Annotated in this window: 23 protein-coding genes and 1 pseudogene; 14 read left to right on the forward strand and 10 right to left on the reverse strand. The window is 64.9% G+C overall.

What is annotated here, in order from left to right:
* Nucleotides 1-156: 156 nt before the first annotated feature.
* Both pgi and GN330_RS14425 read left to right on the forward strand, forming a co-directional pair.
* Entirely contained in the window at nucleotides 157-1,800 is a 1,644-nt protein-coding gene (gene pgi, locus GN330_RS14420) for a glucose-6-phosphate isomerase (protein WP_343040684.1), read from the forward strand.
* A 4-nt stretch (nucleotides 1,801-1,804) separates the two neighbouring features.
* Nucleotides 1,805-2,506 (forward strand): HAD family hydrolase, encoded by a 702-nt coding sequence (locus GN330_RS14425; RefSeq protein ID WP_156713379.1) that lies wholly within the window; start codon nucleotides 1,805-1,807, stop codon nucleotides 2,504-2,506.
* A 58-nt stretch (nucleotides 2,507-2,564) separates the two neighbouring features.
* On the opposite strand, the gene GN330_RS14430 is transcribed toward GN330_RS14425, so the two are convergent.
* Both GN330_RS14430 and GN330_RS14435 read right to left on the reverse strand, forming a co-directional pair.
* Nucleotides 2,565-4,268, reverse strand: coding sequence for a long-chain-fatty-acid--CoA ligase (locus GN330_RS14430; RefSeq protein WP_425487168.1), 1,704 nt, complete (start codon nucleotides 4,266-4,268; stop codon nucleotides 2,565-2,567).
* A 193-nt stretch (nucleotides 4,269-4,461) separates the two neighbouring features.
* Complete coding sequence (locus GN330_RS14435; RefSeq protein ID WP_156713380.1) at nucleotides 4,462-5,025, reverse strand: DUF924 family protein; 564 nt, start codon at nucleotides 5,023-5,025, stop codon at nucleotides 4,462-4,464.
* Nucleotides 5,026-5,251: 226 nt separating this feature from the next.
* On the opposite strand from GN330_RS14435, the gene GN330_RS14440 reads away from it, so the two are divergent.
* From GN330_RS14440 to GN330_RS14460, 5 genes are all read left to right on the forward strand, one after another.
* Nucleotides 5,252-6,844, forward strand: a complete 1,593-nt coding sequence (locus tag GN330_RS14440) for an ABC transporter substrate-binding protein (protein WP_156713381.1) — start codon at nucleotides 5,252-5,254, stop codon at nucleotides 6,842-6,844.
* Between the two features lie 85 nt (nucleotides 6,845-6,929).
* Nucleotides 6,930-7,934, forward strand: a complete 1,005-nt coding sequence (locus GN330_RS14445; protein WP_156713382.1) for an ABC transporter permease subunit — start codon at nucleotides 6,930-6,932, stop codon at nucleotides 7,932-7,934.
* Between the two features lie 4 nt (nucleotides 7,935-7,938).
* The gene (locus tag GN330_RS14450) at nucleotides 7,939-8,850 is read left to right on the forward strand and encodes an ABC transporter permease subunit (protein WP_156713383.1); all 912 of its coding nucleotides are present in this window, start codon (nucleotides 7,939-7,941) and stop codon (nucleotides 8,848-8,850) included.
* Between the two features lie 2 nt (nucleotides 8,851-8,852).
* Nucleotides 8,853-9,704: an ABC transporter ATP-binding protein gene (locus GN330_RS14455; RefSeq protein WP_156713770.1), complete on the forward strand. Its 852-nt coding sequence runs from the start codon at nucleotides 8,853-8,855 to the stop codon at nucleotides 9,702-9,704.
* Nucleotides 9,701-10,528 (forward strand): ABC transporter ATP-binding protein, encoded by an 828-nt coding sequence (locus GN330_RS14460; protein WP_156713384.1) that lies wholly within the window; start codon nucleotides 9,701-9,703, stop codon nucleotides 10,526-10,528. The genes GN330_RS14455 and GN330_RS14460 overlap by 4 nt, the downstream gene beginning before the upstream one ends.
* Here the strand turns inward: GN330_RS14460 and bhcR are convergent, their stop codons facing one another.
* A complete protein-coding gene (bhcR, locus tag GN330_RS14465) occupies nucleotides 10,529-11,368 on the reverse strand; it encodes an HTH-type transcriptional regulator BhcR (RefSeq protein WP_156713385.1) in 840 nt (279 codons plus the stop codon).
* A 224-nt stretch (nucleotides 11,369-11,592) separates the two neighbouring features.
* On the opposite strand from bhcR, the gene bhcA reads away from it, so the two are divergent.
* From bhcA to bhcD, 4 genes are all read left to right on the forward strand, one after another.
* Nucleotides 11,593-12,792 (forward strand): L-aspartate--glyoxylate aminotransferase BhcA, encoded by a 1,200-nt coding sequence (gene bhcA, locus GN330_RS14470; RefSeq protein ID WP_156713386.1) that lies wholly within the window; start codon nucleotides 11,593-11,595, stop codon nucleotides 12,790-12,792.
* 20 nt (nucleotides 12,793-12,812) lie between these two features.
* Nucleotides 12,813-13,769: a beta-hydroxyaspartate dehydratase BhcB gene (gene bhcB / locus GN330_RS14475; protein WP_156713387.1), complete on the forward strand. Its 957-nt coding sequence runs from the start codon at nucleotides 12,813-12,815 to the stop codon at nucleotides 13,767-13,769.
* Between the two features lie 30 nt (nucleotides 13,770-13,799).
* Nucleotides 13,800-14,921 carry a DSD1 family PLP-dependent enzyme gene (locus tag GN330_RS14480; protein WP_156713388.1) on the forward strand — a complete coding sequence of 374 codons (1,122 nt, stop codon included), beginning with the start codon at nucleotides 13,800-13,802 and terminating at the stop codon, nucleotides 14,919-14,921.
* A gap of 95 nt (nucleotides 14,922-15,016) precedes the next feature.
* Nucleotides 15,017-15,982 (forward strand): iminosuccinate reductase BhcD, encoded by a 966-nt coding sequence (gene bhcD, locus GN330_RS14485; protein ID WP_156713771.1) that lies wholly within the window; start codon nucleotides 15,017-15,019, stop codon nucleotides 15,980-15,982.
* 29 nt (nucleotides 15,983-16,011) lie between these two features.
* Here bhcD and GN330_RS14490 read toward each other — a convergent pair whose 3' ends face one another.
* On the reverse strand, nucleotides 16,012-16,938 hold the full coding sequence (locus tag GN330_RS14490; RefSeq protein WP_156713389.1) for a LysR family transcriptional regulator: 927 nt from the start codon (nucleotides 16,936-16,938) through the stop codon (nucleotides 16,012-16,014).
* Between the two features lie 91 nt (nucleotides 16,939-17,029).
* Between GN330_RS14490 and GN330_RS14495 the strand changes: the two genes are divergently transcribed.
* The 3 genes and pseudogenes from GN330_RS14495 (at nucleotide 17,030) to GN330_RS24225 (ending at nucleotide 18,958) form a co-directional block, all read left to right on the forward strand.
* Complete coding sequence (locus GN330_RS14495) at nucleotides 17,030-17,926, forward strand: DMT family transporter (protein WP_156713390.1); 897 nt, start codon at nucleotides 17,030-17,032, stop codon at nucleotides 17,924-17,926.
* Nucleotides 17,927-18,395: 469 nt separating this feature from the next.
* Nucleotides 18,396-18,719, forward strand: a pseudogene (locus tag GN330_RS24220) (transposase); the annotation flags it as partial.
* Complete coding sequence (locus tag GN330_RS24225) at nucleotides 18,656-18,958, forward strand: integrase core domain-containing protein (RefSeq protein ID WP_156713772.1); 303 nt, start codon at nucleotides 18,656-18,658, stop codon at nucleotides 18,956-18,958. The pseudogene GN330_RS24220 and the gene GN330_RS24225, both read left to right, overlap by 64 nt.
* 59 nt (nucleotides 18,959-19,017) lie before the next feature.
* On the opposite strand, the gene GN330_RS14510 is transcribed toward GN330_RS24225, so the two are convergent.
* The 6 genes from GN330_RS14510 to GN330_RS14535 all read right to left on the reverse strand — a co-directional run bounded on the left by GN330_RS14510 (nucleotide 19,018) and on the right by GN330_RS14535 (nucleotide 24,719).
* Nucleotides 19,018-19,812: a creatininase family protein gene (locus GN330_RS14510; protein ID WP_156713391.1), complete on the reverse strand. Its 795-nt coding sequence runs from the start codon at nucleotides 19,810-19,812 to the stop codon at nucleotides 19,018-19,020.
* A 225-nt stretch (nucleotides 19,813-20,037) separates the two neighbouring features.
* A complete protein-coding gene (locus GN330_RS23820) occupies nucleotides 20,038-20,934 on the reverse strand; it encodes an ABC transporter permease subunit (RefSeq protein WP_197435174.1) in 897 nt (298 codons plus the stop codon).
* Between the two features lie 17 nt (nucleotides 20,935-20,951).
* Entirely contained in the window at nucleotides 20,952-21,872 is a 921-nt protein-coding gene (locus GN330_RS14520; RefSeq protein ID WP_156713393.1) for an ABC transporter permease, read from the reverse strand.
* Nucleotides 21,869-22,858 (reverse strand): ABC transporter ATP-binding protein, encoded by a 990-nt coding sequence (locus tag GN330_RS14525; protein WP_156713394.1) that lies wholly within the window; start codon nucleotides 22,856-22,858, stop codon nucleotides 21,869-21,871. Before GN330_RS14525 ends, GN330_RS14520 begins: the two co-directional genes overlap by 4 nt.
* Nucleotides 22,859-22,908: 50 nt before the next feature.
* Entirely contained in the window at nucleotides 22,909-23,934 is a 1,026-nt protein-coding gene (locus GN330_RS14530; RefSeq protein WP_343040691.1) for an ABC transporter ATP-binding protein, read from the reverse strand.
* Nucleotides 23,931-24,719 (reverse strand): HpcH/HpaI aldolase family protein, encoded by a 789-nt coding sequence (locus GN330_RS14535; protein WP_197435175.1) that lies wholly within the window; start codon nucleotides 24,717-24,719, stop codon nucleotides 23,931-23,933. Before GN330_RS14535 ends, GN330_RS14530 begins: the two co-directional genes overlap by 4 nt.
* Nucleotides 24,720-24,924: the final 205 nt, after the last annotated feature.

Here is a 24,924-nt window from a genome sequence, read left to right on the forward strand (position 1 = left end):
GTCCAACCACCTGTGCCAGGCTTTTTTGTCACCGATGCAATTCCGCAACGAAAGGTTTGGCGGCAAACGGCCTTGCAACGGACGCGGGTGAAATCGGCCTGGCCGCTTCTTTTCGCCGATGAAATACTCTAAGTGCGGACTGGAAAGGACGAAACCGTGGATCGCAACGCCTTCGACCGCGCGCTTGCCGCGCTGCGTGCCTCGCGCGAGGGGCCCGTTCCCTTCGACATAGCCGCCGCGTTTCGCTCCGATCCGGCCCGCTTCGAGGCGTTTTCGCTGCGCCTCGACGATCTCCTCATCGATTGGTCCAAGACCGCCGTCGACCACGCTGTCATGGGCCGGCTCGCCGAACTCGCCCGCGCGGCCGGGGTCGAAGAGCGGCGCGCGGCGATGTTTGCCGGCGAGGCGATCAACACCACCGAGGGCCGGGCCGTACTGCATGTCGCCCTGCGCGCGCCGGCGGGGGCCGGCTTTCACGCCGAGGGCGAGGCCGTAATGGCCGGGGTGCACGATGTCCTCGACCGCATGGCCGCGTTTTGCGATTCGGTCAGGCAGGGCACGCTGGTCGGCGCCACAGGCCGGCCATTCACCGACATCGTCAATATCGGCATTGGCGGCTCCGATCTCGGGCCGGCCATGGCCACGCAGGCGCTGGCGCCGTTTCACGACGGTCCGCGTTGCCATTTCGTCTCCAATGTCGACGGCGCCCATATCGCCGACACGCTGAACGGGCTGGAGCCCGCGACCACGCTGGTCATCGTCGCCTCGAAGACCTTCACCACCGTCGAGACGATGACCAACGCCGCGACGGCGCGGACCTGGATCGAACGCGCGCTCGGCCGCGAGGCTGTCGGCGCGCATTTCGCCGCCGTCTCCACGGCGCTCGACAAGGTGGCTGCGTTCGGTATCGGCGGTGAGCGGGTGTTCGGCTTCTGGGACTGGGTCGGCGGCCGCTACTCGTTATGGTCGGCCATCGGCCTGCCGATCATGCTGGCGATCGGCCCGGCCCGCTTCCGCGAGTTTCTGGCCGGCGCGCATACTATGGACGAGCATTTTCGGGCCGCGCCGCTTTTGGAGAACCTGCCGGTCGTGCTCGGCCTGATCGGCTTCTGGCACCGGGTCGTGTGCCGCTATCCGGCACGCGCGATCATCCCCTACGACCAGCGCCTGGCGCGCCTGCCCGCCTATCTGCAACAGCTCGACATGGAATCGAACGGCAAGTCCGTTCTGGTCGACGGCGCGCCGGCCGCCACCGCCACCGGGCCGCTGGTGTGGGGGGAGCCCGGCACCAACGGCCAGCATGCCTTCTTCCAGCTTCTGCACCAGGGCACCGATGTGATCCCGGTCGAGTTCATCGCCGCCGCGCGCGGCCACGAGCCGGAGCTGGAAACCCACCACGCCCTGCTGCTGGCAAACTGCCTAGCCCAGTCCGAGGCGCTGATGAAGGGGCGCACGCTTGAAGAGGCGCGCGCCCAGCTGCGGGCCCGCGACCTAGCTGACGCCGCCGTCGAGGCGCTGGCGCCGCACCGCGTCTTCGCCGGCAACCGCCCCTCGATCACCATCCTCCACAAATCGCTCGATCCCTATGCGCTTGGCCGGCTGATCGCGCTCTACGAGCATCGGGTTTTCGTCGAAGCACAGCTTTTCGGCATCAACGCCTTCGACCAGTGGGGTGTCGAGCTCGGCAAGGAACTGGCGACCGCGCTGCTGCCCGTCGTCCAGGGAAAACGCGGCGCCGACGACAAGGACGCATCCACCGCCGGACTGGTGCGCTATCTGCGCACAAGCGCGCGGACCTGACGGGATGGCGATCCGGGGCATCCTGTTCGACAAGGACGGCACCCTGGTCGACTTCCACGCGACCTGGTCGGCAGTCGCCGAGGCGCTGGCCCACGAGGCCGCCGGGGGGGATCGCGTCCGCGCCGCGACACTGCTTGCTGCGGTCGGCTATGATGCTGAGGCTGGGGTTTTTCAGGCCGATTCGGTACTGGCCGCTGGCACCAATGCCGACGTGGTGGCGCTCTGGTATCCGGCGCTCGCGGCGCAGGCACGCCAGCAGATGATCGTCCGTTTCGACCGGCTGACAGCGAGCCAGGGCGCGGCCGCCGCCGTCGCAGTGCCGGGCTGCGCCCAGGCGATCGAGGCCTTGCACGCGGCCGGATTCCGGCTCGGCGTGGCGACCAACGATTCCACCGGCGGGGCGGAACGGACCCTGGTGAGCCTCGGTATCGCCCAAATGTTCGACGCCGCTTACGGTTACGACGCCGTCGCAGCGCCGAAGCCGGCGCCGGACACGGTCTACGCGTTCTGCGACCTGACCGGGCTGAAACCGTCCGAGATCGCGATGGTCGGTGACAACCGCCACGATCTCGACATGGCGCGCGCGGCCGGCGCGGGCCTCGCCATCGGGGTCTTGTCGGGGACCGGCACGCGCCAATCCCTGGCCGGCGCCGACGTCATCCTGGACTCCATCGCCGCTCTGCCGGACTGGCTGGCGCGGCGCTGAGAGCCCCGCCACCAGATGAAGACGTGCACCGGTTCCGTGCGTTCGCTTGCGCGGCGCGTCAGTTCCGCAACTCTCGTCGCAGGATCTTGCCGACATTGGTTTTCGGCAATTCGTCGCGGAACTCGATCTGCTTCGGCCGCTTGTATCCGGTAAGCTTGTCCTTACAGTAATCGTAGATGTCCTGCTCGCTCAGCGCGGGGTCCTTCTTGACGATGAAGAGCTTCGGCACCTCGCCGGATTTCTCGTCCGGTACGCCGACCGCGGCGACTTCCAGAACGCCGGGATGGCCCGCCACCACCTCTTCGATCTCGTTGGGATAGACGTTGAAGCCGGATACAAGGATCATGTCCTTCTTGCGGTCGACGATCTTGACGAAACCGTTCTCGTCCATGAAGCCCATGTCGCCGGACTTGAAGAAGCCGTCGGCGGTGAAGACATTGGCGGTCTCGTCGGGACGGTTCCAGTAGCCGGCCATCACCTGAGGACCGCGAATGCAGATCTCGCCGACTTCGCCGAGCGAAAGATCCTTGCCATCCTCGTCGCGGATGGCGATTTCGGTCGACGGGATCGGCAGGCCGATCGTGCCGGTGAACGTGTCGCTGTCGAAGCGGTTCGCGGTCGCCACCGGCGCGGTCTCCGACAGGCCGTAACCTTCGGCAATCACGATGCCGGTTAGCTTCTGCCAACGCTCGGCGACGCCGCGCTGCACGGCCATGCCGCCGCCGAACGTCAAAAGCAGCGGCTTGAAGTCGATCTTATGGAACTCCTCATTGTTCAACAGCGCGTTGAACAGCGTGTTGAGGCCGGGAAAGACGTTGATGGAGTATTTGGCGAATTCCTTGACCAGCGCGGGGATGTCGCGCGGATTGGGAATCAGGATGTTTTCGGCACCTTGCTGCATGCCCATAACCGCGTTCACCGTCAGCGCGTAGATGTGATAGAGCGGCAGCGCGCACAGATAGACCGCGCGGTCCGGGCGCGGCTTTTTCGCATAGGCGCTTTCGATCCAGATCGCGTTCTGCGCCACATTGGCGAGGATGTTGCTGTGCAGTAGCGTCGCGCCCTTGGACACGCCGGTCGTGCCACCGGTATATTGCAGGAAGGCGACGTCGTCGGGGGCCAGTTCGACCGGCTTCAGCCCGGCCGTCGCGCCGGCGGCGAGTGCGTCGTTGAAGGGAATGTGGCCGGGCAGAGACCAGGCCGGAACCATCTTCTTCACGTGCCGCACAACCAGGTTGACGATCAGCCCCTTGAACCCGAGCAGGTCGCCCATCGTCGCCACCACCACATGCTTGACCTTGGTGCGCGCGATCACCGCCTGAAGCGTGGCGGCGAAATTTTCCAGGATCACGATCGCCTCGGCGCCGGAATCGTTGAGCTGATGTTCCAGTTCGCGCGGCGTATAGAGCGGGTTGACGTTGACCACCGTGAAGCCGGCGCGCAGCGTGCCCATCATGGCGAGCGGATATTGCAGCACGTTCGGCATCATGATGGCGACGCGCGCGCCTTTGGCGAGCCCCTTCGACTGGAGGAACGCGCCGAACTCGTCCGACTTCTTTCCGACCTCGGCATAGGTCAGCGATTTGCCCATGCAGGTGAAGGCCGGCCTGTCGGCATATGTCTTGCAGGCGTCGGAAAGCAGCGCGCCGATCGAGGTGGCGGGCAGGGGGCCGATTTCGGCCGGCATGCCTTCCGGATAGGTCTTCAGCCACGGGCGCTCGGCGGTAGCGGGCTTGTTTGCGTTGGTCTTGTTCACTGTCACCTCCCTTGCGCCGTTGAGCGCATTTCGACACCGGCGCGTCTGCGTCGCGTAGTGTCGGCCACGCGCGCCTTCGATGCAATCGCCGGCTTGTCTTCCTGTTCGTATCTAGGCCTAACTCGCCAATCCGCACAATATTTACGTAAACGTAAAAGTAATCAAGCGGTCGCGCCGGTCCGCCGCCTTTGCCGCGCGCCTACTGGCCGTAGCCGTCATGGCCTTTCAGGAAGTCGATCTCGTCGTTCGTACTGGTCCGGCCGAGCGCGCGGTTGCGGTGCGGGAAGCGCCCGAAGCGGGCCACGATGTCGCGATGCTCGATAGCGAATTTGAGACTGTTTTCGTTGCCCAGGTCGCGGAACATCTTCACCGAAAGCTCTTGGTCGGCGAGTACTTCCGAATGCATCAGCGGCATGTAGAGAAACTGCTTTTCGGCCGGTGTCATGGCATTGTCGTAGCCGCGCTCGATCGCGCCGTGCGCGATCAAAAGGGCGACGGGATCGCCGGCGAACGCGTTCGGGGTACGGCGATGGATGTTGCGCGTGAACTGGTCGAGCACGATGGTTGCGGCCAGTGCCGTGCGTGCATCGCCGAGAAAATTCTCCGGCGGCGATGCCAGGGCGGCCTCGCAGGTCTCGGCGAATCGCGTCTTGATCCGTTCGTCGACCTGCGGGTCGCCGGAATACCACTCCTTGGGGTCGAGTTCCTCGAACCAGAACCGAAGGACGGCGTCGGCGTCGAAACTATGCGGTGTGGCGTTCATGGACCCTCCGATCCTCCAGTTAGGCGACACGCGATAAAATTGCAAAGCGATGAGTGCACGAACGTCAGCCGCGAGGAAAAATCTTTCCCGCGTTTTACGAGGTCGGGGATGAAACTTCTCCTAGCGTGACGTTGGGAGGTGTTTCCATGCTGAAAAATCGGTGCTTATATGCCGGCTTCACGGACCGGACAAAACGGTCCCGTATAGGGAATGGGAGTAGATTCACATGAAACGGTATAGCTTCGCGGCCGCCCTTCTGGCTGCGACGATGTTCGGTGGCGTGGCCAACGCCAAGACGCTGGTCTATTGCTCCGAGGGATCGCCCGAAGGGTTCGATCCCGCGCCGTACACGGCGGGCACGACCTTTGATGCCTCGGCCAAGCCGATCTACAGCCAGTTGGTCGAATTCGACCGTGGCACGACGAAAGTCATTCCGGGGCTCGCCGAAAGCTGGGACGTTTCCGACGATGGCCTTGAATACACCTTCAAACTACGCCCCGGCGTGAAATTTCACACGACCGATTTTTTCACGCCGACACGCGACTTCAACGCCGACGACGTGCTTTTTACCTTCGAGCGCCAGCTTAAGAAGGATCATCCCTGGAACGAGTACACCGCCGGTATTTCCTGGGAATATTTCAATGCCATGTCGATGCCCGATCTCATCAAGGAGATGGTCAAGGTCGACGACATGACGGTGAAATTCGTCCTGACGCGGCCCGAGGCACCGATGGTGGCGAACCTGGCCATGGATTTCGCCTCGATCATGTCGAAGGAATATGCCGACAAGCTCGAAGCCGACGGCAAGAAGGACATGCTGAACCAACAGCCGGTCGGCACCGGCCCGTTCCAGTTCGTCGCCTACCAGAAGGATGCCGTGATCCGCTACAAGGCCCATCCCGACTATTGGGACGGCAAGCAGGCGATCGACGATCTGGTGTTCGCCATCACCACCGACGCCTCGGTGCGCCAGCAGAAGCTGATGGCCGGCGAGTGCCATGTCGCGGCTTATCCCAATCCGGCCGATCTGGACGCCCTGAAGGCCGCGCCCGGCCTTGAGGTCATGGAGCAGGAAGGCCTGAATGTCGGCTATCTGGCCTACAACACCCAGATGGCGCCCTTCGACAATCCCAAGGTGCGCAAGGCGCTCAACATGGCCATCAACAAGCAGGCCATTCTCGACGCCGTCTTCCAGGGCGCCGGCCAGGCCGCCAAGAACCCGATCCCGCCGACGATGTGGTCGTATAACGACGCGGTCGAGGACGATCCCTACGATCCCGAAGCCGCCAAGAAGATGCTCGAGGAAGCCGGCGTTGCCGATCTGTCGATGAAGGTATGGGCGATGCCGGTGCAGCGTCCTTACAACCCGAACGCCCGGCGCATGGCCGAGCTGATCCAGGAGGACTTCTCCAAGGTCGGCGTGACGGTGGAAATCGTCTCCTACGAGTGGGGCGAATATCTGGAGCGTTCCAAGGCCACCGACCGCGACGGCGCCGTGCTGCTCGGCTGGACCGGCGACAACGGCGACCCGGACAACTTCCTCGCCGTTCTGCTCGGCTGTGACGGCGTCGGCGGGGCGAACCGCGCGCAATGGTGCCACAAGCCGTTCGACGACATGATCCAGAAGGCCAAAATCGTCAGCGACCAGGCCGAGCGCACCAAGCTCTATGAAGACGCGCAGATGGTGTTCAAGGAGCAGGCCCCGTGGGCGACGATCGCCCATTCGGTCGTCTTCATGCCGATGTCGACCAAGGTCACCGGCTACAAGATGGACCCGCTCGGCTCGCATCGCTTCGACGGCGTCGATCTGGCCGAATAAGCGCTTCTGGCGCATATAAGGCGCCGCAATCGTCTCCCTCCCGCGCCTCTCGGGCGCGGGAGGGAATTTGCAAAGTCTGAGAGAAATGCTCCGTTTTCTCCTGTATCGGATCGGCCTGCTTGTTCCGACCTTTATCGGCGTGACCATCGCTGCCTTCGGGTTCATTCGCATCCTGCCGGGCGATCCGGTTCTGCTGATGGCCGGCGAGCGCGGCGTCAGTCCGGAACGGTATGAACAACTGATGCACCAGTTCGGCTACGACCGGCCTTTGTGGGAACAATATTTCGACTTCCTCGGCGGCATCGCGTCCGGCGATCTCGGCAATTCGCTGGTGACCAAGAAGCCGATTTTCGACGAGTTTTTCACGCTTTTTCCCGCGACCCTGGAACTGTCGATCTGCGCCATCATCTTCGCCACGCTGCTGGGCATTCCGGCCGGCGTGCTGGCGGCCACGCGGCGCGGTTCATGGCTCGACCAGACGGTGATGGGCACCGCGCTGGTCGGCTATTCGATGCCGATCTTCTGGTGGGGGCTTCTGCTGATCATTCTTTTTTCCGGCATCCTGCAGTGGACGCCGGTATCCGGCCGCATCTCGCTGCTTTATTTTTTCCCGCCCGTCACCGGCTTCATGCTGATCGACAGCCTGCTTTCGGGTCAGAAGGGCGCGTTCACCTCCGCCCTGTCGCACCTGATCTTGCCCACCATCGTGCTCGGTACGATTCCGCTCGCTGTCATCGCCCGCCAGACCCGTTCGGCCATGCTCGATGTTCTGGGCGAGGATTATGTCCGCACCGCGCACGCCAAGGGCCTGGCGCCGGCGCGCGTCATCGGCCTGCACGCGCTGCGCAACGCGCTGATCCCGGTGATCACCACGATCGGCCTGCAGGTCGGCGTCCTGCTGGGCGGCGCGATCCTCACCGAGACCATCTTTTCCTGGCCGGGCATCGGTAAGTGGATGTTGGATTCGATTTTCAGGCGCGACTATCCGGCCGTCCAGGGCGGGCTGTTGATGATCGCGGTCGTCGTCATGATCGTGAACCTCGTCGTCGATCTGCTCTACGGGCTGATCAACCCCAAGATCAGGCATTAACGTCATGGCCGACACATCCACGACCGCAGCCGCCGCCAAGCCGGTCGATCCGCGCCTCGCCGTCCTGCGCGAGTTCTGGTTCTATTTCAGCGAAAATCGCGGCGCGGTAATCGGGCTGTGGGTGTTCCTGTTCGTCGTCGCCATCGCGGTCTTCGCCGACCTGATCGCGCCCTACGGCGCGATCGACCAGTATCGCGACGCGCTTTTGAAGCCGCCTTTCTGGCAGGAGGGAGCTGACCCGCGCTTTCTTCTGGGCACCGACGCGGTCGGCCGCGATATGCTGTCGCGGCTGATTTATGGCAGCCGCTTCTCGCTGTTCGTCGGCTGCATCGTCGTTTCCGGCGCGCTTGTCGTCGGCGTCGTCGTCGGGCTGATCGCGGGTTATGCCGGCGGTCGCATTGACACGCTGATCATGCGGTTGATGGACATCATCCTGGCCTTTCCGAGCCTGCTTCTGGCGCTCGCCCTCGTGGCCGTGCTCGGCCCGAGCCTGGTCAACGCAATGATTGCCATCGCCATCGTCCAGCAGCCGCATTACGTGCGTCTTACCCGCGCGGCGGTGCTGTCGGAAAAGACCAAGGATTACGTCGTGGCCGCCCGGGTCGCCGGCGCCCGCCCGCTCAGGCTGATGTTCGTCACCATCCTGCCCAACTGCCTGTCGCCGCTGATTGTCCAGGCCGCGCTATCCTTTTCGACCGCGATCCTGGATGCCGCGGCGCTCGGCTTCCTCGGCATGGGCGCCCAGCCGCCGACGCCCGAATGGGGCACGATGCTGGCCGAGGCGCGCGAATTCATCCTGCGCGCCTGGTGGGTCGTGACCTTTCCGGGGCTGGCGATCCTGATCACCGTGCTGGCGATCAACCTGATGGGTGACGGCCTGCGCGACGCGCTCGACCCGAAGCTGAAGAGGTCGTGAGCATGCATCTTCTGGAGATCGAGAACCTGGTCGTCGAGTTCGAGACCGCCGCGGGCCCATTCCGGGCCGTCGACGGGGTGTCGCTGCATGTCGACGAGGGCGAGGTGCTGGCTATCGTCGGCGAATCCGGCTCGGGCAAATCCGTGTCGATGCTGGCGGTGATGGGGCTTCTGCCGTGGACGGCGAAGGTGACCGCCGACACGATGCGCTTTGCCGGCCGCGATCTTCTGTCCCTGTCCGCCGGCCAGCGGCGCAAGATCATCGGCAAGGACATTGCCATGATCTTCCAGGAGCCGGTCGCCAGCCTCAATCCGTGCTTTACAGTCGGATTTCAGATCGAGGAGGTTCTGCGCGTCCATATGGGCCTCGACGGCAAGGCCCGCCGCGCCCGCGCGATCGAGCTGCTGAACGATGTCGGCATTCCCGATCCCGAACAGCGTCTCGGCGCGTTTCCCCATCAAATGTCCGGCGGGCAGTGCCAGCGCGTGATGATCGCGATCGCCATCGCCTGCAATCCCAAGCTGCTGATCGCCGACGAGCCGACCACCGCCCTCGACGTGACCATCCAGAAACAGATCCTCGACCTGTTGATGAACCTGCAGGCCGAAACCGGCATGGGCATGATCATGATCACCCACAATATGGGCGTGGTCGCCGAAACCGCCGACCGCGTCGTTGTGCAGTACAAGGGGCGCAAGATGGAAGAGGCCGACGTGCTGTCGCTGTTCGAGGCGCCCAGGCACAATTACACCAAGGCGCTGCTTGCCGCCCTGCCGGACAGGGCCACCGGCGACAGGCTGCCGACGATCTCCAGCATCTTCAACGAAGACATCGACGGCGGAGCGCCGGCATGAGCGAGATCGTCCTGGAAGGCCGCAACCTGGTGCGCGATTATCATATCGGCGGCGGGCTGTTCTCGTCCGGCCGCGTCATTCACGCGGTCAAAGACGTGTCGTTCAAGGTCGAGAAGGGCAAGACGCTGGCGATCGTCGGCGAGTCCGGTTGCGGCAAGTCCACGCTGGCGCGCATCATCACCATGATCGACGCGCCCACCGCCGGCGAACTCCTGATCGACGGCGACAAGGTCGACCTCGTCAAGGACGGACTGACGCCGGAGATGCGCCGCAAGGTGCAGATCGTGTTCCAGAACCCCTACGGTTCGCTCAATCCGCGCCAGAAGATCGGCGACGTGCTCGGCGAGCCGCTGCTCGTCAACACGGCGATGCCGACGGCCGAGCGCCGCGACCGCGCCATGCAGATGCTGCTCAAGGTCGGCCTCGGCCCGGAGCACTTCAGTCGCTATCCGCACATGTTTTCCGGCGGCCAGCGCCAGCGTATCGCGATCGCGCGCGCGCTGATGCTCAACCCGCGTCTGCTGGTGCTCGACGAGCCGGTGTCGGCCCTCGACCTGTCGGTGCAGGCCCAGGTGCTGAACCTGCTTGCCGATCTGCAGGACGAGTTCGACCTGACCTATGTCTTCATCAGCCACGACCTGTCGGTGGTGCGCTATATTGCCGACGACGTGATGGTGATGTATTTCGGCGAGGCGGTCGAATATGGCGGCCGCGACCGGGTGTTTTCCGACCCGCAGCACGACTACACCAAGACGCTGTTTGCCGCGACGCCGCGCGCCGATGTGGAAAGTATCAGGGCGCGTCTCGCCCGCCGCGCGGCGTAGTCAGTCGTCAGCCGGCCTCGGCGGGCGTCCGCCGACCGCATCGGTGATGCGCGCGGCGGCATCGCGCACCAGCGCGCCGTGCCAGGCGTCCTTGTCGGGCGCCACCCGCACCGACGGTCCCGAGATCGAAATGCCGGCCACCGCCTCGCCGTAGGCGTTGAAGACGGGGGCGGCGATGCAGCGCATGCCGGCCGTGCGTTCCTCGTCGTCGACGGCCCAGCCGCGCGCGCGGATCGCGGCAATCTCGTGTCCGAGCCGGGCCGGCTCGGCGATGGTCTTGTCGGTGAAGGCGGTCAGGCCGTTGTCGCGGATAATGCGCTCGACCCTCGCGCGCGGCAGGAAGGCAAGCAGCGCCTTGCCGATGCCGGAGGCGTGCACCGGTCCGCGCGTGCCCGGCCGGAAAAAGGCGCGGATCGGCTCGTGGGTCTCGACCTGGCTGACGAAGATCACCTCGCCGCCGTCGATGATGGCGAGATTGGCGGTTTCGCCGGTCGCCGCCATCAGCTCCTGCATTACCGGCCGGCTCTGCTCGACCATGCTGGTGCGGCCCAGAAAGGTGCTGCCGATGCGAAACGCCTCCAGCCCGACGAACCAGAGCTGGGTGTCCTGCTCGAACTCCACGATGCCGTGTTTTTGCAGCGTGATCAGCACCCGGTAGACCGTCGAGGGAGCCTGTCCCATCGCCGAGGCGATTTCCGACAGCGAAAGCCCGTCGGCGTCGGCGACACGCTTGAGGATCGCAACCGCCCTGTCGAGCGACTGCACCGAGCCGCCTTGCTGCGCGCGGTTGAACGCCCGCGGCCGGCCACGCGAGCGTTTGACGCGATTGTCGTTTTCCATCGCTGTCACTCCAGTCCACTGAAAGAGCAAAAAAGTTTTCTGCTTATTGAAAAAAATAAAAGCATAGAGAAAACAGTAGGTAAAGCGGAATTTTCGTGAAAACGAAAAAGTTTTTCAGAAAAATTGCGCCCTGCCGCCCCGCAGCCTATCGTGAGGGGAGTTTGAAACAGTCATCGCCGGCGTGCCGACGCCGCGCGACAAGGCCGCGCGATGGAGGATGATTCATGTCGACCCAGAACCCGGTTTTCATACCCGGTCCCACCAATATTCCCGACCGCCTGCGGCGTGCCATCGACGTGCCGACGATCGATCATCGCTCGAGCCTGTTCGCCGAGGCGTTCAGGCCGGCCGTGGACGGCGTCAAGCGTATTTTGAAGACCCGTACCGGCGAGGTGATCATCTTTCCGGCCACCGGAACCGGCGGCTGGGAGGCCGCAATCACCAACACGCTGTCGCCGGGCGACAAGGTCCTGGCCGCGCGTCACGGCATGTTTTCCCATCGCTGGATCGATTTGTGCACGCGCCACGGGCTCGACGTCGAGGTGATCGAGGCCGACTGGGGCGAGGGCCTGCCGGCGGACCGTTTCGAGGCGGCGCTGACCGCCGACACCGGCCATCGCATCAAGGCGGTGCTGGCCACCCACAACGAGACAGCGACCGGTGTGCGCTCCGATATCGCGGCCGTGCGCAAGGCGCTCGACGCGGCGCGCCATCCCGCGCTGCTTTATGTCGACGGCGTCAGCTCGATCGCCTCGATGGATTTCCGCATGGACGAGTGGGGCGTCGACCTGGCCGTCACCGGTTCGCAGAAGGGTTTCATGCTCCCGGCCGGTCTCGCCATTATCGGGATCAGCCCCAAGGCGCAGGCGGCGATGGAAAAGGCGCGCTGCGCGCGCTGCTTCTTCGATTTCCGCGACATGCTGTCGTCCTATCAGCGTGGCGGTTATCCCTACACCCCGCCGATCAACCTGATCTTCGGCCTGGTCGAATCGGTCAAGATGTTGGAGCAGGAGGGGCTGCCGAACGTCTTCGCGCGCCACTTCCGCATCGCCGAGGGCATCCGAAAGGCGGTCGAGGCCTGGGGGCTGACCCTGTGCGCGCGTGATCCGCGGCTTTACTCCAACACCGTCAGCGCCATCGTGGTTCCGTCGGGCCTGGACGGCACAAAGGTCGTGACCCACGCCGCCGAAAAATTCGGCGTCGCCTTCGGCGTCGGCCTCGGCGAGGTCGCCGGCAAGGTCTTCCGCATCGGCCATCTCGGCTCGATGACCGATGTCATGGCGTTGTCGGGCATCGCGACCGCGGAGATGGTCATGGCCGATCTCGACTTTCCCGTCCCGCTCGGCTCCGGCGTGCGCGCCGCCCAGGACTATTACCGAGCCACCAACGGCGTCGCGCATCGCGTCACCAGCAAGGCGGCCTGACAATGGATACGGCGACGAGCATGTATATCCCCACCTACAATGACGTCTGCGCCGCGCATGAGCGTATTGCGCCTTATATCCACCGCACGCCGGTGCTCACCAGCTCCTATCTGAACGGGCTGTCTGGCGCCGAGCTGTTCTTCAAGTGCGAGAACTTCCAGAAAGCCGGCGCCTTCAAGGTGCGCGGCGCCTGCAACGCGGTCTTCGGCCTGTCCGAGGCAGACGCCAGGCGCGGCGTGGCCACCCATTCCTCCGGCAACCACGCTTTGTCGCTCACCTACGCGGCCGGTCGACGCGGCATCAAGGCGACCGTCGTCATGCCGGAGACCGCCCCGAAAGCGAAGATGGACGCCGTGTGCGGTTATGGCGGCGAAGTGATCACCTGCGCGCCGAGCACGGAAGCGCGCGAGCGCACGCTGGAGGCGCTGGTCGAACGCACCGGGGCGGAATTCGTCCACCCCTATAACGACCACCGCGTTATCGCCGGGCAGGGCACCTGCGCGCGCGAACTGCTCGACGAGGCGGGCGAGCTCGATGCCGTGGTCGCGCCGATCGGCGGCGGCGGCATGATCTCCGGCACCTGTCTGACGCTCGCCAGCCTCGCGCCGACGACCAAAATTTTCGCCGCCGAACCCAAGAACGCCGACGATGCGTTCCGCTCCTTCAAGGCCGGCCGCATCATCGAGGACGACGCTCCGCAGACCGTCGCCGACGGGCTCAAAGTGTCACTGCGAGAGCGCACCTTCCACTTCGTGTCGACCTATGTCTCCGACATCCTGCTGGTCAGCGAGGAGGAGATCGTCGCCGCCATGCGCCTGGTCTGGCAGCGCATGAAGATCGTCATCGAGCCGTCGAGTGCGGTTGCGGTGGCGGCCGTCCTGAAAAATCCCGGCCTGTTCGCCGGCCGGCGCGTCGGCGTCATCCTGACCGGCGGCAATGTCGATCTCGACAAGCTGCCCTGGATCGCGCGCGCCTGACCCTGCTTTTTTGTTTTCGAGGAGACTTTGATGACCATTAATATTCCCGCGTCGGTCGGCATGCCGGTCGAGGAGGTCGACACGCCGTGCCTGCTGGTCGATCTCGACGCCTTCGACCGCAACATCGACACCATGGCCGGTTTCATGAAGAAGCACGGTCTGCGCCACCGCGCCCACGCCAAGACGCATAAATCCTCCGACATCGCCATCATCCAGGTCGAGCGCGGCGGAGCCGTCGGCGTGTGCTGCCAGAAGGTGAGCGAGGCCGAGGCGCTGGTCTCGGCCGGCGTGCGCGACGTGCTGGTGTCGAACCAGGTCGTGACGCCGAAGAAGATCGAGCGGCTGGCCGCCCTGGCGACCAGGGCGCGGGTGCTGGTCTGCGTCGACGATCTCGGCAATGTCGACGATCTGTCGGCGGCGGCGCAAAAATACGGCGTCACCATCGAATGCCTGGTCGAGATGGATGTCGGCGCCGGCCGCTGCGGTGTTCGCCCGGGCGCCGATGCCGTCGCGCTTGCCAGGAAGATCGACGCCGCGCCGGGGCTCAAATTCGCCGGCCTGCAGGCTTATCAGGGCAAGGCCCAGCATGTGCACGATTTCGAGGATCGCAGGGGGCTGATCGACAAGGCGGTCGGCATGGTGCGCGACACGGTCGAACTGCTCAAGGCCGAGGGGCTCACCTGCGATATCATCGCGGGTGCGGGCACCGGCAGCTATTATTTCGAGGGTGACAGCGGCGTCTACAACGAGCTGCAATGCGGCTCCTACATCTTCATGGACGCCGATTACCAGCGCGTGAAGGACGACAAGGGCGGCTTCATCGGCGAGTTCGACAACGCTTTGTTCATCTACACGACCGTGATGTCGAAGACCAAGACCGACCGCGCCATCTGCGACGCCGGCCTGAAGGCGCAGAGCGTCGACAGCGGCCTGCCGGTGATCTTCGGCCGCGACGACGTCACCTATATCGGCGCCTCCGATGAACACGGGGTGATCTCCGATCCCGACAACAAGCTCCGCCTTGGCGACAAGCTGAAGCTCGTTCCCGGACATTGCGATCCCACCGTCAATGTCCACGACTGGTATGTCGGCATTCGCAACGGCCGCGTGGAAGCGCTTTGGCCGGTCACGGCGCGCGGCATGTGCCTGTAGCCGCCGCGATGAGCATCGCGAATGCCTTCGCCCGGCGCGCGCAAGGGGACGCGCGCCGGGCGGATTTTTCCCTGGACAGGAGAGTGGACCCGCCCATGATCGTCATTCCCGAGCACCTGGTCGAAAAACTGTTCACGGCCGAGGCCGCGTTCGAGGCGGTGGAAGCCGTGTTCGCCGCCATGAGCCGGCGCGAGGCGGTCAATTTTCCCGTCGTGCGCGACATGATCGGCCATGCCGACGCCGTCTACGGCATCAAGTCGGGCTTCGACCGGGCCGGTCTCGCGCTCGGCCTCAAGGCGGGCGGCTATTGGCCCGGCAATGCGCAAAAGGGCCTCACCAACCACCAGTCGGCGGTGTTGTTGTTCGATGCCGACACCGGCCGGCCGACAGCGATCGTGTCGGGCAATCACCTGACGGCGATGCGCACCGCCGCCGCCAGCGCGATCTCGATCCGCCATCTGGCGCGCCCCGACGCGCGGGTGCTCGGCATGGTCGGCGCCGGCCACCAGGCCGGTTTCCAGATGCGCGCCGCGCTCGCCCAGCGCGATTTCGAAAGAATCGTCGCCTGGAACCTGCATCCCGAAATGCTCGATCGGCTCGCCGGGGTGGCCGCGGAAGAAGGCGTGCCGTTCGAGGCCGTCGAACTCGACCGCCTCGGGGCGGAGGCCGACGTCATCGTTACCATTACGTCCAGCTTTGCGCCGATCCTGAAGCGCTGCCATGTGCGGCCGGGCACGCATATCGCGGCAATGGGTACCGACACCAAGGGCAAGCAGGAGCTCGATCCGGCGCTGGTCGCCGCCGCGCGCGTGTTCACCGACGAGGTCGCGCAGTCGGCCTCGATCGGCGAATGCCAGCATGCGGTCGCCGCCGGCCTGATCTCGCGCGAGGATATCGGCGAGATCGGCGCGGTCGTTACCGGCACGCGCCCGGGCCGCCAGTCCGCTGACGACATCACGCTGTTCGACGGCACCGGCGTCGCGCTGCAGGATCTCGCCGGCGCGGCCAGGGTGGTCGAGCTTGCCCGTGGTGCAGGGCCGTTGGTGACGGTCGATCTCTAGCCGGGAGTCTTTCCTGTCATGAGGGGCGGCTACCGGCCTTCCTTCAGGAATTGCTCGACCTTTGCGGAATCGAGTTCGGCGCAGGCGGCGATCCGCCGCGCCAGTTCGGCCGCTGCCGGACGCGGCTCGCCAACCGGGCGGTCCATCCAGTAGGAAACCGGGTTCAACACGGTGCGCGCATCGATCTGGGCGATGCGCCCGCTCGTGATCACGGGTCCGGCGAGCGGTGGCCGGGCGAGCGCGATGCCGAGCCCGTAGGCGGCGGCGGCGAGTACCAGATTGTAGTCCTCGAAGCGGCGGTCGTGGGCGCGCGGCCGGTAGTCGATACCGTGCATCGCCAGCCAGGCGCGCCAGCCGGATGCATCGGAATCGTGGATCAACGGATATTGCAGCAGCCGTTCCGGGTCGCCCGACCCGAGTTCAGCGGCGATGTCGGGCCGAGCGATCGGAAAGATACGCTCCTCGAACAGCTTGACTGACACGCGACCGGGAATGCCGCCGCGGCCACAGCGCACCGACAGGTCGATGCCTTCGTCCTCCAGATCGGTCTGGCGGATGTCGACCTCGAGCAGGATGCGCAGCGGCGGCGGCCCGCTCTCCAGTTCTTTCAACCGCGGGATCAGCCACAGGCTAGAAAGCGACGGGATCGAGGCAAGCCGCACCACCATCGCGCCGCGCGGTTCCGTCCAGCGGTCGGTGTTGTCGGCGATCAGCGCGAAGGCTTCCGACGTACGCAGGAAAAGCCGCTGGCCCTCCAGCGTCAGTTCGACGCCGCGCGCGCCACGTTCGAACACCTTCAGCCCAAGCCAGTCCTCCAGCTTGGCGATCTGGCGGCTGATCGCGCCATGGGTGATGTTGAGCGCTTCCGCTGCTCCGGAGAAGCTGCCAGTGCGCGCCGCAGCCTCGAAGGCGCGCAGGGTATCGAGCGGTGGGAGGTCTCGCGAGCTGTGACCCATGCTCACAGCTGACCCTCGATCCTTTCGTTTGTCAACGAGCTCGTTCAATCCTTTATTGGCTCCAACGCCTCGACGCGACGGAGACAAAGCCATGACAACCGCAATCGACTTTTCACAGGATCGGACTCGACTGGATATGGGCGCGCTGATCGCCGTCGGCGTGACCATCATCGGCTGGGCCTCGGCCTTTCCGGCGATCCGCGCCGGCCTGCAGGGCTTCGGGCCGGCCGAACTCGGTGCGCTCCGCTTCGCCATCGCCGCGGTTCCGGCCGCGCTCTATCTGCTGATCATGCGCCCGCCCGCGCCGGCGCGCGGCGAGGGCTGGCGTTTCGCCTATGGCGGCATCGTGTTTGTCGGCCTCTATACGCTGTTTTTGAACGTCGGCGAAATGACCGTGTCGGCCGGCGCGGCGAGTTTCATCATCAATGTCAGCCCGATCATCACCGCCGCCTTCGCCGTCTTCGTGCTCGGCGAGCGGTTTCCGATCGTGGCCTGGATTGGCACAGCCGTCTCCTTTGCCGGCATCGGCTTGATCGCATTCGGTGAGGGCGAGGGCCTGCGGCTTGATACCGGCGCGCTGCTGATCCTCGGCGCGGCCTTTGCCGCGGCCACGACCACGATCGTGCAGAAGCCGCTTTTTTCGACCCATCGCCCGCTCACTGTCGCCGCCTGGAACATGGTGATCGGCGCCCTGGTGCTCGCGCCCTTCCTGCCAAACGCCATCGGCCAAGCCGGCGACGCCACGACGCAAAGCCTGGCCGCGGCGGTCTATCTCGGGCTGGTGCCGAGCCTGGTCGCCTATGCGAGTTGGGCGGTCGCATTGTCGCGCCTGCCGGCCGCGCGCGCCTCGAACTATCTCTACACGGTGCCGGCGGTGGCCACCGTCATGGGGTATGTATGGCTGGGAGAACTGCCGTCCGCGGCCGGTATGGCCGGTGGATTGCTGGCGCTGGGCGGCGTCGTCCTGGTCAATCTGAGCCGGCGCTGATCGGCCTTGGCGCCGTCCCGCGGGTTTCGGTCCCAAGCCTGCAGCCCGGCATAGTTGCCGGGCGAGCCGCCGCAACGACCCTTAAAGGACCGGTTGAAACTGGAAATGTCGTCGAAGCCGGAGCGCAGCGCCACGTCGGTGACGGTCATCGGCCGGGCGGCGGTGCGGGAATGACAGGGCGTGCGGCCGCCATCGCCAGCCGCTTTTCGCGCAGAAGCTGAATGAAACCGGTGCCGCGGCCGAGAAAATTGCGCTGCGATTGCCGTTCGGAAATGCCGATCGCGCGCGTCAGTCAGGACAACGACAGGTCGGGCCACGCCAGGTTGCGCACCATCGCCGACACCGCGAGCTCGAAGCAGTTTTCCCGCGATGACAGGCGGCGACATCCATCTTGATGGCATCCGCAAGAACCTCGCGCTCTTTCGGATTTCGTGATTCACTTTGCCTGTCGTGATGTGGAGGCAGGGCGGTGGAGCAGCGGTCTCGTTTTGGTCTGTCCGAGCACCTGGAGCGTTTGAGCAAGACCGGCGATCCGCTGGAGACGTTTGAAGCGACGGTGGATTTCGAGTATTTCCGTAGCTGGCTGGTTGAGGGGCTCGGCTATGGCCACGGTTCCAAAGGCGGTCGGCCGCCGTTCGACCCGGTGTCGATGTTCAAGGCGCTGATTCTGCAGACGCAGCACAATCTCAGTGACGCGCACATGGAGTTCATGATCAGCGACCAGCTCTCCTGGATGCGGTTCCTCGGTTTCGATCTCGGCGCGCCGACGCCCGACGAGAACACGATCCGGCACTTTCGCAACAGGCCTCAAGCACAAAATATCCGACAGTCTCGCGAACCCCAAAATACGAGTGCGTCTACCTCAACGCCTGGGAGACAGGATCGGAGACGAAGGCGGCCATCCGGAAATGGATGACCTTTTACAACGACGAGCGCCCTCACGCAGCCCTGGGCGGCAAGCCACCGGCGTTGGTCTATTGGCAGAGAAATGATTTCAACCAACCCGATCAGCAGGTGCAACGAGTAGCTTAAATATCGCCAGATCCTGTCCAACGATCGGGGAATAGCTCAGTTTCCCATCAGCGCCTGTGTCACCCGATGATCTGTGGCGGCGCGACACGCGTTTCCTGACCGTGCAAATGCTTCAGGAAGGCGACGGTGTAGTCGAGCATGCGCGAGAACAGCTCGGCGCCGCGCTCCTTCGAGGCGCCGGTAGAATTGCCCCATCCCGAGGTCGGCGAAACCTCCTCGAGCTGCAGGAACATATCCACCTCGCTCCCGCCGAAAACACCGCTGTTGGGCGTGCTAACCGGCAGGCCGAGCACGGTCCCCTTGGCCGGATCGCTCGGGCCGCCATCCGAGACGGAGCCTGGGTGCAGGTGCATCATCAGCGACGCGCTGGGCTCCGAGCCGTGTCCGAACTCTTCCGGGCGGAACAGATCGCCGCCGAGGTCGCGGGCGATCCGGGCGGGGTTGATCGAGGTAATGAGCCGCCCGGTCCGGCGACGAAAGTTGCGCCCGGCGATCTCTGCCGGTGCCTGGTTCGGTCCATGATAAGTAATCAGCAGGATCTTGCCGAAGCCGGACCGCTCTAACCCATCGAGAATGCCCTCGATCTGCTGCGCCAGGAATGCCGGCGAAACGCTGATCGTACCGGGGAAAGCGTCGATAGCTTCCGACACGCCGTAGAAGACGGGCGGCAGCCAGACGTCGTTGGTCCGTTCCGCCGCCTCCCTGGCCAGCGCCTCCGAGACCAGCGCGTCGTAGCCGAGCGGCAATTGTGGGCCATTCGCCTCGACCGTGCCGATCGGCACGATGGCCACGGCGTCGTTGGCGGCGAAGTCCCTGGCTTGGCGCCAGTTCATGAGCGGCAGGTAGTTGCCCATATTCTATCCTCCGGATGTGGGAAAAAGTCGCGCGAAAAACCAAGGTCGGGCGATTGCGGTTTGATCGGCGACGTCAAAAGCACGTAGTTCTACCGGCTTGTACGGCTTTTCTGCCCCGGCCCATGTTGAAGCCCTTGCCCGATAGTCACATCGCGCCGCGGGCTTCTCCTTGCCGGAACGAAAATTCCATTCCATCAAATCGCTTCCATTTAAAGATGAACGGCTCTAGCCGGGGCGGCCGCGCGAACGCGGGTCGTGGATGTCGCGCAGCCAGTTGCCGATCGCGTTGATCGAGATGATCGTCAGCGACACGATGACGCCCGGCATGACCACCAGCCACCATTTGCCAAGCTGCAGGTAGCGCTGGCCTTCCGATATCATCGCGCCCAGCGTCGGCGCTGGCGGTGGCACGCCAAGGCCGAGATAACCGAGCGCGGCCTCGGCGATCATCACATGCGCGAATTCGAGCGTGGTGATGACCCAGATCGAGCCGGCTATGTTGGGCAGCACATGGTAGAGCAGGATACGGGCATTTGAGCAGCCGGTCGCGCGCGCAGCCATGACTAGATCGGTCTCGCGCAGCGACAGCACCTGCGCACGCGCCACGCGCGCGTAGATGACCCAGACGATGAGCGAGAGCACGCAGATCGTGGTGCCGACTCCCGGCCGCAGCACCGCCGCCAGCGTCAGCACGAGCAGCACGCCCGGCACGGCGAGCTGGATGTCGACTATACGCATCAGGAGATTGTCGACCCGCCCGCCGAGATAACCGCTGGCCAGCCCGATCGCCGTCCCCACGAGCCCGCCGACCAAGACGGCGGAAAAGGTGATGACGAAGGAGGTACGCATGCCGCTGACCAGTCGCGCGAGCAGGTCGCGGCCGAGCTGGTCGGTGCCAAGCAAGTAAGTTCCGGCGCTGCCGGTAGCAAATGGGGGTCGTAAAACCGCCAGCAGGTCCTGCGCCGTCGGATCGCGCGTCAACAGCGGTCCGAGCGCGGCGACCAGCACGACGAGGGCTACCGCCGCGAATGCTGCGCGGACCGAAGGCGGGGATTTCGCGAGCGCGCGGCGCAGCCTAGCCGATTGCTCGGTCGCGGGTGCTTCTGCGCGGGGGTCGGACACGCTTATCATCGTTGTCCTCACTTCAGCCGGATGCGCGGATCGACCAGCGCGTAGACGATGTCGACAACAAGGTTGATCGTTACCACCGCTGCCGCTACGAAAATGATGATTGTCTGGGCAAGCGGGAAGTCGCTGGCCAATAGCGTGTCGCGCGCGAAGCTCCCGAGTCCCGGCCAGCTGAAGATCGATTCCACCACGATCGTGCCGCCGATCATGGCAATTATCTGCAGCGCGATCACGGTCAGCACAGGCAGCAGCGCGTTGCGCGCCATGTGGCGCAGGACGATCACCGGTTTCGACAAGCCCTTAGACTCGGCGGTCAGCACGTAGTCCTGTTCGATCGTCTCCAGCATGCTCGCCCGCAATACGCGGGATACCAGCGCCAGCGGGTAGAGCGCCAGCGTCAGCGCCGGCAGGATGATCGACGACGATGACGCGCCGCCGGAGACGGGCAGCCATCCCAGCAGCACAGCAAAGAACAGGATGAGCAGAGGGCCGACGACGAAGTGCGGCACCGATTGGGCGAGGCCCGTCGCGGCGGAGAAGACCCGGTCGAACCAGCCGCCCCTGAACAAGGCCGCCAAAATGCCGATCGGCAAGCCGAGGACGACCACGATGGCGATCGCCGTGCCACCCAGAATCAGCGTATATGGCAACCTCTCCATCACCATGTCGATTGACGGCTGGCCGTAGCGGATCGATACCCCGAAATCGCCATGCGCAACGGACCAGATGAACTCGCCGTAGCGCACGATGATTGGTCGGTCGTAGCCGAGTTCCACCTTCAGAGCGGCGATTTCCTCCTGCGAGGCGCCGGTGCCCTGCAGCACGGCCGTGACGGGATCACCCGTAAGGTTGAGGACAAAGAAGGTCGCGGATGCGACGACGAACAGGACGACGAAGGCAGCGGCAATGCGGAGGGCAATGAAGCGGATCATGCGGCCGTTCCCTGCGCAAGCGAACGCCAGCGGTGACAGGCAACGGAGTGACTTGCCTCGACCTCATCGAGCGTCGGCGTTACGGAGCGGCACCGCGCCTCGGCGTGGGCGCATCGCATTTGGTAGTAACATCCGTCGGGCTGCAGCAGCGGAAGCTCCAAGGCCTCGGCCGGGGCGATATCGAGCGTTCGCGCCCGGCGTTGGATCGCGCTGGCCGGGTCACGCACTGCCGAAAGCAGCGTTCGCGTGTAGGGATGCCGGGCGGCCGGAGCGATGTCTTCACTCGGCAGGATTTCAGCTACGCGACCGAAATACATGATCATGACGCGGTGGGCGAGGTGACGTACGATTGCCAAATCATGCGAGATGAAGATGTAGGTCAGGCCGAACCGCTCCTGTAACTCCGAAAGCAGGTTGACGACCTGCGCCTGCACGGACACGTCGAGACTGGCGGTCGGCTCGTCGCAAACGACGAGTTCCGGCTTGACCACCAAGGCGCGGGCGATCGCGATGCGCTGGAGCTGACCGCCCGAGAACTCGTGTGGATAGCGTGTTCCGGCCGAGCTTGGCAGAGCTACCGCTTCCAGCATCTCGTCGACGAGCCGGTCTGCCTCCCGGCCCGAAGCAATGCCGTGCACGGCGAGCGGCTCGCGCAGAGTCTTGCCTACCGACCAGCGCGGGTCGAGGCTGGAGCGCGGATCCTGGAAGATCATCTGCATCTGGTGGCGCATCCGGCGCAACTCGCGTCCGCCAAGGCGCGTCAACTCGCGCCCTTTGAAGAGCACCGACCCACCGGCCGGCCGTAGTAGCTGCAGCACCGCGCGAACCAGGGTGCTCTTGCCGCAGCCTGACTCCCCGATGACGCCGAGCGTCTCACCGCGCATCAGCTCGAACGAGACCCCGTCCACCGCGCGGAAGGCTCGCCGTCCGCCACCGAACTCGACGCTGAGATCGCTGACGCTGACCAGCGGGGATGCATCCGTCATTGACCGACCGGCCTGGGACCGCGATTGGTAGCGCGTAATACCGCCCGATATCATGTCGCCAGGCCCCGCGCAGCGGCGTCAGGCCTCCAGTCTTCGGTCGCCAGCCAGCAGCGCGACGCCCGGCCGTCGCCGATGTCGGCCAGCGGCGGCGCCTCTGCATCGCAGCCCGTCACCGCGAAGCGGCAGCGGGGATGGAACGAGCAACCCGCAGCTTCCGCCGATCCGGCGGAGACGTTGCCGGGGATCGCCTGCAGCCGCGCGAGTTTTGCCCCGTCAACACTTGGCACCGAATTGAGCAGACCGGATGTGTAAGGATGGGCGGGATCGAGCAGCAGCGCCGTCGCTTGGCCCTGCTCGACGATGCGGCCCGCATACATCACCGCAACGCGGTCGGCCACGCTTGCCACAGCCGCCATATCGTGGCTGATGAACAATATCGCCATCGACAGTTTTTCCTGCAGCGCCGCCAGCAGGTCGAGGATTTGCGTCTGCACCGTTACGTCTAGCGCGGTGGTGGGTTCGTCGGCGATCAGTAGCTTCGGGTCGCAGCTGACGGCCATCGCGATCATTGCCCGCTGCCGCATACCGCCGGAGAGCTGGTGGGGATAATCGTGGACGCGGTCGACTGGTCGGCCAATTCCGACGAGATGAAGAAGCTCGACGGCGCGCGCCGTCGCCGCGCGGCCGCGCAGGCCGGTGTGAGTCTCTAGGGCCTCGGTGATCTGCCGACCAATGGTAAGCACCGGGTTTAGCGCCGACATCGGGTTCTGGAAGATCATGGCGACGGAGCCACCGCGCAAACGCCGGATCTCTCGATCGTCCATAGCGCGCACGTCGCGGCCGAGCAGCCGGATTTCCCCATCGACAGCCGCGTTCGATGGCAAAAGCCGCATCACGGCGCGGCCGAGCGTGGACTTGCCACAGCCCGATTCGCCCACCAGACCGAGCGTCTCGCCCCGGCGAATCGACAGCGACACGTGGGCGAGCACAGTACTGGTCCCGCCGTGGACGAACCCGACGGAGAGATCCTCCAGCGCGAGCACTTCGTCCCGGTCGATGCCGTACGGCTGTTTCACGGATACTTCGCCTTGCCTACGTCCGCGACCGTCTCGATGAAGGACTGTCCCGCCTGGCCGATCAGGCTCTGCACCGAGCCCATCAACATGCGCGAGCCGAGCCGGACAGCGCGCTCGATCGACGCCCGGTCCCCGACCGCCTCGTTGAGAACCTTGCCGTGCCGCTGTGCCACGTCGGCCGCCTTGTGAAGGCGTGACTGCACGGCTTCGTGGCCGAGGTCGCCCGGCACGCCGGCGGAGATCGACAGGTCCATCTTGCCGAGGCAGAACACGTCCAGGCCCTCGACCTGGCCGGTCGCCTCAAGGTCGCCGTCGTAGGCCTCGATATCTTCCAACAGCGCCATTGCCACAGGATGCGTCTCGACCGCGCCGAAATAATCGCGCGGGCTTTGGGTGATGCCGAAATTGGCGGCGCGCGAGCCGGCTGAGGCCCCGCGGACGCCGAGCGGCGCGAAGCGGAGCGCGGCGACGAGGGCCCGCGCATCGGCCGCGTCGCGCACGTGCGGTCCGATCACACCGTCCACTCCGCTATCGGCATAGGCCAGGATCGTCTCCGCGCTGATGTCGGGCACGCGCACGATCGAGGCGATGCCGGCGGCGTCGGCCGCGCGCACGAGGTTGTAGCATGTCTCGACGCTGATCCCGACATGTTCAGCGTCGATGAGAATCCAATCGAAACCGACCCATGCCGTGAACTCCACCAGATCGGCGGACGGGAAGTCCATGAAGGCTCCCACCGTGATATGCTTCTCGGCCAGCACTTTGCGCAACTTGTTCTCGCGCATCGGAAATTTACTTCTTAGGTTCACGATATTGCCATCCATGCATTCTGCATTGACCCGCGTCGGAACTTGTCGAAAGCCTTCGGCGCGGCGCGTTGTGTCGTGTCCGCGCACGGTACAGGCGACGGTTCATCCTGTGCAGGATAGCGGCGATCGCCAACGTTCCGTCATATATAAACGGTATAGCTCCCATTGCTGGACGCGTTGG

The sequence above is a fragment of the Nitratireductor arenosus genome, assembly GCF_009742725.1.
GTDB classification, from domain to species: domain Bacteria; phylum Pseudomonadota; class Alphaproteobacteria; order Rhizobiales; family Rhizobiaceae; genus Mangrovimarina; species Mangrovimarina arenosa.

Coding starts and splice junctions, on each gene's coding strand:
- GN330_RS14495 (WP_156713390.1), top strand. CDS start 17,030: ATGACAACCGCAATCGACTTTTCACAGGATCGGACTCGACTGGATATG.
- GN330_RS14445 (WP_156713382.1), top strand. CDS start 6,930: ATGCTCCGTTTTCTCCTGTATCGGATCGGCCTGCTTGTTCCGACCTTT.
- bhcB (WP_156713387.1), top strand. CDS start 12,813: ATGTATATCCCCACCTACAATGACGTCTGCGCCGCGCATGAGCGTATT.
- bhcR (WP_156713385.1), bottom strand. CDS start 11,368: ATGGAAAACGACAATCGCGTCAAACGCTCGCGTGGCCGGCCGCGGGCG.
- GN330_RS14480 (WP_156713388.1), top strand. CDS start 13,800: ATGACCATTAATATTCCCGCGTCGGTCGGCATGCCGGTCGAGGAGGTC.
- GN330_RS14440 (WP_156713381.1), top strand. CDS start 5,252: ATGAAACGGTATAGCTTCGCGGCCGCCCTTCTGGCTGCGACGATGTTC.
- GN330_RS14490 (WP_156713389.1), bottom strand. CDS start 16,938: ATGGGTCACAGCTCGCGAGACCTCCCACCGCTCGATACCCTGCGCGCC.
- GN330_RS14520 (WP_156713393.1), bottom strand. CDS start 21,872: ATGATCCGCTTCATTGCCCTCCGCATTGCCGCTGCCTTCGTCGTCCTG.
- GN330_RS14510 (WP_156713391.1), bottom strand. CDS start 19,812: ATGGGCAACTACCTGCCGCTCATGAACTGGCGCCAAGCCAGGGACTTC.
- GN330_RS14535 (WP_197435175.1), bottom strand. CDS start 24,719: ATGCGCGAGAACAAGTTGCGCAAAGTGCTGGCCGAGAAGCATATCACG.
- GN330_RS14525 (WP_156713394.1), bottom strand. CDS start 22,858: ATGACGGATGCATCCCCGCTGGTCAGCGTCAGCGATCTCAGCGTCGAG.
- GN330_RS14450 (WP_156713383.1), top strand. CDS start 7,939: ATGGCCGACACATCCACGACCGCAGCCGCCGCCAAGCCGGTCGATCCG.
- GN330_RS14435 (WP_156713380.1), bottom strand. CDS start 5,025: ATGAACGCCACACCGCATAGTTTCGACGCCGACGCCGTCCTTCGGTTC.
- bhcD (WP_156713771.1), top strand. CDS start 15,017: ATGATCGTCATTCCCGAGCACCTGGTCGAAAAACTGTTCACGGCCGAG.
- GN330_RS14460 (WP_156713384.1), top strand. CDS start 9,701: ATGAGCGAGATCGTCCTGGAAGGCCGCAACCTGGTGCGCGATTATCAT.
- bhcA (WP_156713386.1), top strand. CDS start 11,593: ATGTCGACCCAGAACCCGGTTTTCATACCCGGTCCCACCAATATTCCC.
- GN330_RS14425 (WP_156713379.1), top strand. CDS start 1,805: ATGGCGATCCGGGGCATCCTGTTCGACAAGGACGGCACCCTGGTCGAC.
- GN330_RS14455 (WP_156713770.1), top strand. CDS start 8,853: ATGCATCTTCTGGAGATCGAGAACCTGGTCGTCGAGTTCGAGACCGCC.